Source organism: Bacillus sp. JJ1127 (assembly GCF_036965845.1).
GTDB lineage: Bacteria > Bacillota > Bacilli > Bacillales > Bacillaceae_G > Bacillus_A.
Window position 1 is genome coordinate 1 of the sequence record NZ_JBALQK010000213.1, and the last position, 7,804, is coordinate 7,804.

A 7,804-nucleotide genomic window follows, 5' to 3' on the forward strand; every position below is an offset into this window, starting at 1 on the left:
AGGGGAGCTGCCCATCCCCATGCTAGGGGAGCTGCCCATCCCCATGCCAGGGAAACCTATAATACGTTGAGAATCTAATGTCATGTTTTCACCTGCTTTTTTTAATACTTCATAGTCCTTTACATACTATGTTTAAAGAAAATAAAGGAGCTTATTCTTTTCTTAATTAGGCAGACTAACTATCTGAATTAGATTTATTTTTCTTTTCATATTTAGTGAAACAAATGGTACAATGAAAACTCAATGTGAAAAATAAGGAAAAGAAGTGATCTGTTTGAAAAACTTTTTAGAGTTAGGAATTAGTGAAACATTTAATTATACATTACGTGAAAATGGGATCGCTGAAGCGACACCAATTCAAGAGAAAGCAATCCCAGTTGTCATGTCTGGAAAAGATATAATTGGGCAAGCGAAAACGGGAACAGGTAAGACGCTTGCATTCATCTTGCCAATTTTAGAAAAGATTGATCCTAAATCAAGTGATGTACAAGCTTTAATTGTGGCACCAACTAGAGAATTAGCATTGCAAATTACAACTGAAATTGAAAAGATGATTGTTCATAAGGAAGATATCAACGTTCTTGCAATATATGGTGGTCAAGATGTAGCGCAGCAAATGAGAAAACTAAAAGGGAACACACATATTGTAGTGGCAACGCCTGGGCGTTTATTAGATCATTTACGCCGCGAAACAATTGTATTATCCAATGTTTCTATGCTTGTGTTAGATGAAGCGGATCAAATGCTTCATTTCGGGTTTTTATACGATATAGAAGAAATTTTAGAAGAAACACCTGAAAGTAAACAAACGATGTTATTCTCAGCAACGATGCCAAAAGATATTAAAAAACTTGCGAAGCGCTATATGAAAGAGCCTGAGATAATCCAGATTCAAAGCGAAGAAGTAACAGTAAATAGTATAAAACAACGTGTGATTGAAACAACGGATCGTGCAAAACAAGATGCCTTACGTTATGTGATGGACCGAGATCAACCGTTTTTAGCAGTTATTTTTTGTCGTACAAAGCGTAGAGCGAGTAAATTATATGATGATTTAAAAGGATACGGTTATAATTGTGATGAACTTCATGGCGATTTATCTCAAGGGAAACGTGAACGAGTGATGAAGAGTTTCCGCGATGCGAAAATTCAATATTTAATCGCGACAGACGTAGCAGCACGTGGATTAGATGTAGAAGGCGTAACGCATGTATTTAACTATGACATTCCAGAAGATGTAGAGAGTTACATACACCGAATTGGCCGAACTGGACGTGCTGGTGAATCAGGCCTTGCAATTACATTCGTCGCACCAAAAGATGAAATGTATTTAAAAGAGATTGAGAAATATATTGGCAGAGCATTGCAAAGACAAGAGATAGAGCAGCCTGTTAAACAAAAAAATGATGCGGATGAAAAAAAGCAAAAACAGCAAATGAAAAATCCAAAGAAAACAGGTCAATATCGTCAGAAAGATAATCGCGAAGGATCGAAAAGTACAAAACAACGATCATTTCATAAACCAAGTAAAAAGCAAAGTAGTACAAAGCAAAAGCAGCAAAGACGAGGGCGTTAATAAAAAGTCATTTTCCTTTTAAGAAGGAAAATGACTTTTTTATTATGTTTAAAAGGTGGAATAAATGCAAAAAAATATTCTTTCGTTCCTTAAAGCGGGAGGATAATTTAATTAGAGTGTTGTATATGTTAGTGAAATATGAAAAAAACGTTAATTTATGACTGGAATAAGGGGTATGGAATGGCTAAGTAAAGAATTGAAAAAAGGAAGGGTGATCGACTGTTTGTGATGTGCAATAAAATTTATAGATAAGAATGAAACTTTTTTATAGGATACACATATATTTGTATTAGACCGACAGTCGGTCTTATATCCTAATGGAAGGTGTGTATACGATGCAAAATAGTATCCATATAAACCTTTTTTCTAAAGATTTTAACCTCATGGTGATTGGGCAAATCGTATCTATCTTAGGATCCACTCTTTTACGTTTTGCTTTATCACTCTATGTACTGGATATAACGGGGCGTGCGGACATTTATGCTACTTTATATGCTATATCGAGTCTTCCTTTGTTGTTGGCACCTATTGGCGGTGCTATTGCAGATAGATTTAACCGACGTAATTTGATGGTAATCTATGACATGATAAGTAGTGTTATTATTTTCGACTTTCTTTTGTTATTATCAGTCAGTAATACTTCCGTGATACTTATCGGCGTTGTCATGATTTTGTTAGCGATTATTAGTACGATATATACTCCTGTTGTTATGGCGAGTATTCCGTTGCTCGTTACGAAAAAAAAATTGGAACAGGCAAATGGTATCGTGAATGGTGTTCAAGCATTGTCAAGTGTAGCGGCTCCTGTTTTGGGCGGCGTACTGTATGGTGTTGTAGGTTTAAAAGTACTTGTTGTGATGAGTTGTATTGCCTTTTTCTTGTCGGCAATATTAGAGATGTTTATTAAAATACCATTTGCGAAAAGGGAGCAGAATGAGCACATTGTACCGACAATTATAAAAGACATGAGAGTTGGATTTACTTATGTTGTCAGAAAGCCTTATATTTTCAAATCTATGATCCTTGCGGCATTGTTCAACCTAATTCTCACACCACTCTTTGTTGTCGGTGGTCCCATCATTTTACGGGTAACGATGCAAAGTAGCGACACATTATATGGTATCGGGATGGGGCTTATAGATTTTGCTACAATTTTAGGGGCCTTATCTATCGGTTTTTTTGCAAAAAAGATGAAAATTAACACAATATATAAGTGGTTACTCATCATTGCTCTTTTAATTATACCAATGGCTGTTTCCGTTATGCCTCTCATTCTTAAAATTGGATACTACCCGTCGTTTATTCTCTTTATCTTGTGTGCAATCCTTATTGCAATGGCAATGACAATTATCTCTATCTTTGTTATTACAGTTGTGCAAAAAAACACACCAAATGAAAATTTAGGAAAAGTCATGGCAATTATTACAGCAGTTGCGCAATGTATGGCACCTATAGGGCAGGTCATATATGGAGTTATGTTTGAAACCTTTAGTATAAAAGTTTACTTACCTATATTGTTTATAAGTTTCATAATGATAGTAATGGCAATTGTAACAAAAAGAATATTGAGAAATGAGGGCGAAACAGCGTGATATGATTGGAAGAATGCTCAAAAGAAACTTTTTACGAAATTATTTGCCGTGCGCTTATCAATAATCCAGATACTATCTTTGTTGATGAGCCAACGGGTGCTTTAAACTCAAAAGCGATTCATTTCACCTTTTTGAAAGGACGTTTTATTTTTGACCCTGTTTTTTACATTGGTCCATTCTACTGTTAGTTGAATGCACACTATGCAACGAATAGTTGATAGGATAGTAGAATTGATTGTGTTAAGTTCATTGTAACAGCGCGCTAATTTGAATTGGGAGAGCGTTCATACACTCGTACCATTTCTTGATCAGGAAACGATCCATCATTTGGTGGATCAAATGATGGATAATGAATTGAATATAGAAAAGCTTGCTAGCCTAGCCCCCTTTATAAGTCAAGAAAAAATTATCGAACTTCTTGACGGAATAGAAGGTAAGCAAATAAATACAAACACTAAATAATTAGTTGACACCCCTATACTTTTTGAGGAAAATACAATTATAGGAATATATGTTCGGTTTGTTAGGTGAACGAACGATTTCATATGTATCTACATAAAAGGAGGATGCTTCTAATTGAAGAATACAAAACAAAAAATTACTACTTTTTTAATGTTTGATGGTAATGCAGAGGAAGCGATGACCTTATATACTTCCTTATTTAATCAGTCAGAAATTATAAATATTTCTCGTTACGGTGCGAATGGACCAGGAAAAGAAGGAACTGTAATGCATGCAACATTTACATTAAATAGACAAGAGTTTATGTGTATAGACAGTAATGTGAAGCATGATTTTACATTTACTCCTTCTATGTCGTTATATGTAAATTGTGATACAGAAGAGGAAATTGATGAAGTTTTTAATAAGCTAGTACAAGAAGGAGAAGTTTTAATGCCGCTTGCAGCCTATCCATTCAGTAAAAAATTCGGTTGGCTTAATGATAAGTATGGTGTTTCTTGGCAGTTAAATCTTTTGGAAAACTAGGTATATGTTAGTAAATAAAAACGTATTCTCAATCTAATGAGTAATACGTTTTTTTTATCAATTCTATTGCTTTATTTTCTGTAAATGAACCTGTATTCCAAGAAGTGACAATGATACAATTAGAAAGATGTTTGTAGAAAGTTGTTTGTTTCCAACAAATTCAACTTATAATAGTATTCGACTTTCCAATATTTCTTTATAAGCAAGCCTTGTATTGGCTGTATTTAAAATTACAAAATGAGGTGAAATATGAGGGAAATAGGATTTAGCATCTTAATAGTCTGTTTATACTGTTTTCCGTTTGTTTATTTTTCGATGCACCAAGACTTTGCTAATCGTTCAATGCTTGGCTATTTAATAATGATTGTAGCAACTTCGCTTCTTGCGTTCCTTGGACAATTACTAAGCAACTCAATTCCCCTTATTATCGGAAATATTGTATCTGTAATTATTTCATTTTATTTTATCGGCAGGATGGAAGATACGGCAGGGATAGGGTGGGATGCTGGTTACTTTAAGCCATTTTCACCTTCTCAACTATTAGTAGTTGTGAGTTTTTTGAATTTGATTCCTCAGTTCTTCGCTATGAAGTTGGGAGATAGATATAAAAATAAAGCTAAAGACTAATTTGATTGAGGAGAGTAACTTTTTTTGAATTAGAAGTTACTCATTTCTTTAAAAAGTATCAACAACATTAATTAACATAGCCTATTAATTAAAAATTCTTCTTTGCAAGCTTTGCTATTAACTTTGAGAGAAGTTCTCCTTTATTAAGTCAAATTTGTTGATACAATATCACAGAGATAAATTGTGGTATAATTTACATATAGGGGGAAAGTAGATGACACAACATAAAGAAGAACAAATGAATCAGGCACTTGCATTGTTTTATTTTGCATATAAAACATTTACAGCAAAACCAGATGAAATTATAAAAGAATATGGTATACAGCGAGTGCATCATCGAATTTTATTTTTTATTGCTCGTTTTCCAGGGCTTAGTATAAATGAATTACTATCTCTGTTAGAAATAAGTAAACAGGCTCTTCACGGACCACTTCGTCAGCTTCTTGAAAAGGGGCTTATTGAAAGCAATGAAGCCGAGCATGATCGCCGTGTGAAGCAGCTTGCCCTAACTAAAGAAGGAGCAGAGCTAGAGAAAAAACTAAGCGATGTGCAAAGAGAACAAATGGGAAGTATTTTTTCAAAATTTGGTGAAAGCTGTGAAGAGAATTGGCATCAAGTTATGAATGAACTAGCTAATAGCCGTCTAGGCTTTGATGCATGGTTATTTAAGCGTGAAGAACCAGCTGATTAAAAATAAGGAAATGATTCATTCTTCTGTTTTTAGAGTGTGAAAAAGAATACATTTTATCCGTGTATTTTGGCAACTATGAATAAATCATAGAATCCATGGATAAAAAATGAACATTGCCAGATACTTTATTACGTGTACGTATTGCAAAATTTAAATGGTTATTTCCGAAAGGGGAATTATTATGATAAAGCTTGTACTTATTCGTCACGGACAAAGTTTATGGAATCTGGAAAATAGATTTACAGGATGGACAGATGTAGATTTATCAAAAAATGGATTAAACGAGGCAAGAGAAGCTGGTGCAATATTAAAAAACAATGGATACACGTTTGATATTGCGTACACATCCGTATTAAAACGAGCAATTCGGACACTATGGATTATCCTCCATGAAATGGATCTGACTTGGATTCCTGTACATAAATCATGGAAGCTAAATGAAAGACATTACGGAGCACTTCAAGGATTAAATAAAGAAGAAACAGCTAAGAAATACGGAGATGAACAAGTTCATATTTGGAGAAGAAGTACCGATGTAAGACCGCCAGCTCTTACTGAAGACGATCCGAGATATGAAGCTACTGATTCAAGATATAAGTTGTTAAAAAAAGGCGAGTTTCCACTTACAGAGTGTTTAGAGGATACAGAACAAAGAGTGCTGGATTTTTGGCATAAGGAAATTGCACCAACATTACAATCAAATCAAAAAGTAATCATTTCATCGCATGGTAATACAATTCGCTCTCTCGTGAAATATTTAGATCATTTATCGAATGATGGAGTTGTATCGCTAAACATTCCAACAGGTATTCCGCTTGTATATGAGTTAGATGAAAATTTACACCCAATTCGTCATTACTATTTAAGTATGGATGGTGAAGTACCTGAGGGTGTAATTCCAAAACATATTTCTTTGTGAAAATATGTTTGAAAAGTTGAAATACAGGCTTGTCTACATATAAACTGTAGATTCATTCTATAAAAGACGTGGTTTCCTTCTCATGTATATGCAACGCTGCAAACTTTAGAAGGTTGTTCATGTCTTTTGTCATAATGAGAGAGAGTTGAGCATGTAATGATATCGTGAGAAGTTTTTGAATGGAGGGTGATGTGATTGACTGTCTCTAACATTCGAATTGGTTTGTTTTTTCTTGTACTAGTTTTTTTATTTCTTATTTTCTTTTATTGGAAAAATGAAGAATTGTATGAAGAGAAAAAGCAACTTATTCGAAAAACATGGTATGGTGCGTTTATTACATCAGTCACAATTTATTTCATGATAAAAGGAATTGATTTAACCCTCTGGAAAAATATTTTAATGTTTGTTGCGATGGTGATATTTGTCGATATTGCGTTTATTTTAACTCCAAATATTTCTGAAATATGGGGCGCGAAATTTAGTGATATTGGAAAGACGGTTCAATCTATTAAGCGATCATTAATCGCTTCGAAAGCACGAGGTGAGATTTACACAACAATTATTCAGAATGTAAACCCAGCAGCATTTTGTACAATGGAGTGGCAAACAGAAAGGGAATATGCAGAAAGTTTAAATGCATTTTTGGATGCGTATGCAGAAAAAATTGGAGCAAAGATTGTTGTGTTTGTTACTGCTGAAGAATTAAATACACAGTTTCGTGGTGTTCGCTCTCAATTTAGTATTACAATACCTTTAGAACATATAGAGAAATTAAATGAACAAAAAGCAGTGCAAGTAGAAAATGTCGGCATTATACCAGCAAAAATAGTAAAAGACATTTGTATTGTCATTGATGGACAAAAGAATAATCTCCAAGATCGAGATTTTGAAAATGTATATAACTTAACAATTCATCATAGTTATTTTAGTAAGTGAGGACAGAATTACAATTCTGTCCTTTTCTCTTATACATAATCTTGAACAAATTTCGAGGAAATCGGACAAAAGTTGAATAAAATCGGACAATCATCCCAACACTAGCACGTAGAGGTGATTGTAGTGGAAAAAGAATATAGTAATGAATTTTTTAAAGAAGAGACTGAGGATACAACGGATTTCTCTTTAATAAAAGGAGATACAATGCAGCAAGTAGAAGATTTAGAAGAAGAACTAAGAAGAAAAGGATGACAGTGCATCCTTTTTATTTTAAGATATAATAAAGATAGATAAAGATTGTATCTTTTTTACAAAAGGGGGAAGAGAAATGAAAGAAACAAAATTAAAAAACCTTTCGTTTTTTAAGGAAAAAAAAGAAGTATCGAATACAGATTTCTCTCTTGTAAAAGGTGCATTAACGGAAAATATTAATCAGTTAGAAAAGCTCATGCGTAATGATGCATCAAAATATATAC

At 33.7% G+C, this 7,804-nt stretch carries 9 protein-coding genes and 1 pseudogene; all 10 read left to right on the forward strand.

Annotated elements, in window-relative coordinates; translation table 11 throughout:
* Nucleotides 1-265: 265 nt before the first annotated feature.
* Nucleotides 266-1,576 (forward strand): DEAD/DEAH box helicase, encoded by a 1,311-nt coding sequence (locus V7183_RS19460; RefSeq protein ID WP_335360522.1) that lies wholly within the window; start codon nucleotides 266-268, stop codon nucleotides 1,574-1,576.
* Between the two features lie 317 nt (nucleotides 1,577-1,893).
* The gene (locus tag V7183_RS19465) at nucleotides 1,894-3,168 is read left to right on the forward strand and encodes an MFS transporter (RefSeq protein ID WP_335360523.1); all 1,275 of its coding nucleotides are present in this window, start codon (nucleotides 1,894-1,896) and stop codon (nucleotides 3,166-3,168) included.
* A 41-nt stretch (nucleotides 3,169-3,209) separates the two neighbouring features.
* Nucleotides 3,210-3,284 (forward strand): annotated as a pseudogene (locus V7183_RS19470) (ABC transporter ATP-binding protein); the annotation flags it as partial.
* A gap of 460 nt (nucleotides 3,285-3,744) precedes the next feature.
* Entirely contained in the window at nucleotides 3,745-4,155 is a 411-nt protein-coding gene (locus V7183_RS19475) for a VOC family protein (protein WP_335360524.1), read from the forward strand.
* A gap of 249 nt (nucleotides 4,156-4,404) precedes the next feature.
* Complete coding sequence (locus V7183_RS19480) at nucleotides 4,405-4,782, forward strand: hypothetical protein (protein ID WP_335360525.1); 378 nt, start codon at nucleotides 4,405-4,407, stop codon at nucleotides 4,780-4,782.
* A gap of 214 nt (nucleotides 4,783-4,996) precedes the next feature.
* Nucleotides 4,997-5,473 carry a MarR family winged helix-turn-helix transcriptional regulator gene (locus V7183_RS19485; protein ID WP_335360526.1) on the forward strand — a complete coding sequence of 159 codons (477 nt, stop codon included), beginning with the start codon at nucleotides 4,997-4,999 and terminating at the stop codon, nucleotides 5,471-5,473.
* Between the two features lie 181 nt (nucleotides 5,474-5,654).
* Entirely contained in the window at nucleotides 5,655-6,392 is a 738-nt protein-coding gene (gene gpmA / locus V7183_RS19490; RefSeq protein WP_335360527.1) for a 2,3-diphosphoglycerate-dependent phosphoglycerate mutase, read from the forward strand.
* Nucleotides 6,393-6,587: 195 nt separating this feature from the next.
* Entirely contained in the window at nucleotides 6,588-7,328 is a 741-nt protein-coding gene (locus V7183_RS19495; protein ID WP_335360528.1) for a type II toxin-antitoxin system SpoIISA family toxin, read from the forward strand.
* Between the two features lie 123 nt (nucleotides 7,329-7,451).
* Entirely contained in the window at nucleotides 7,452-7,580 is a 129-nt protein-coding gene (locus tag V7183_RS19500; RefSeq protein ID WP_335360529.1) for a D-alanyl-D-alanine carboxypeptidase, read from the forward strand.
* 76 nt (nucleotides 7,581-7,656) lie between these two features.
* A partial coding sequence (locus V7183_RS19505; protein ID WP_335360530.1) for a stage III sporulation protein AA occupies nucleotides 7,657-7,804 on the forward strand: 148 nt, incomplete at its 3' end.

Excerpts from the sequence above, each read along its gene's own strand:
- V7183_RS19465 (WP_335360523.1), top strand. The coding sequence starts at position 1,894 with ATGGAAGGTGTGTATACGATGCAAAATAGTATCCATATAAACCTTTTT.
- V7183_RS19480 (WP_335360525.1), top strand. The coding sequence starts at position 4,405 with ATGAGGGAAATAGGATTTAGCATCTTAATAGTCTGTTTATACTGTTTT.
- V7183_RS19485 (WP_335360526.1), top strand. The coding sequence starts at position 4,997 with ATGACACAACATAAAGAAGAACAAATGAATCAGGCACTTGCATTGTTT.
- gpmA (WP_335360527.1), top strand. The coding sequence starts at position 5,655 with ATGATAAAGCTTGTACTTATTCGTCACGGACAAAGTTTATGGAATCTG.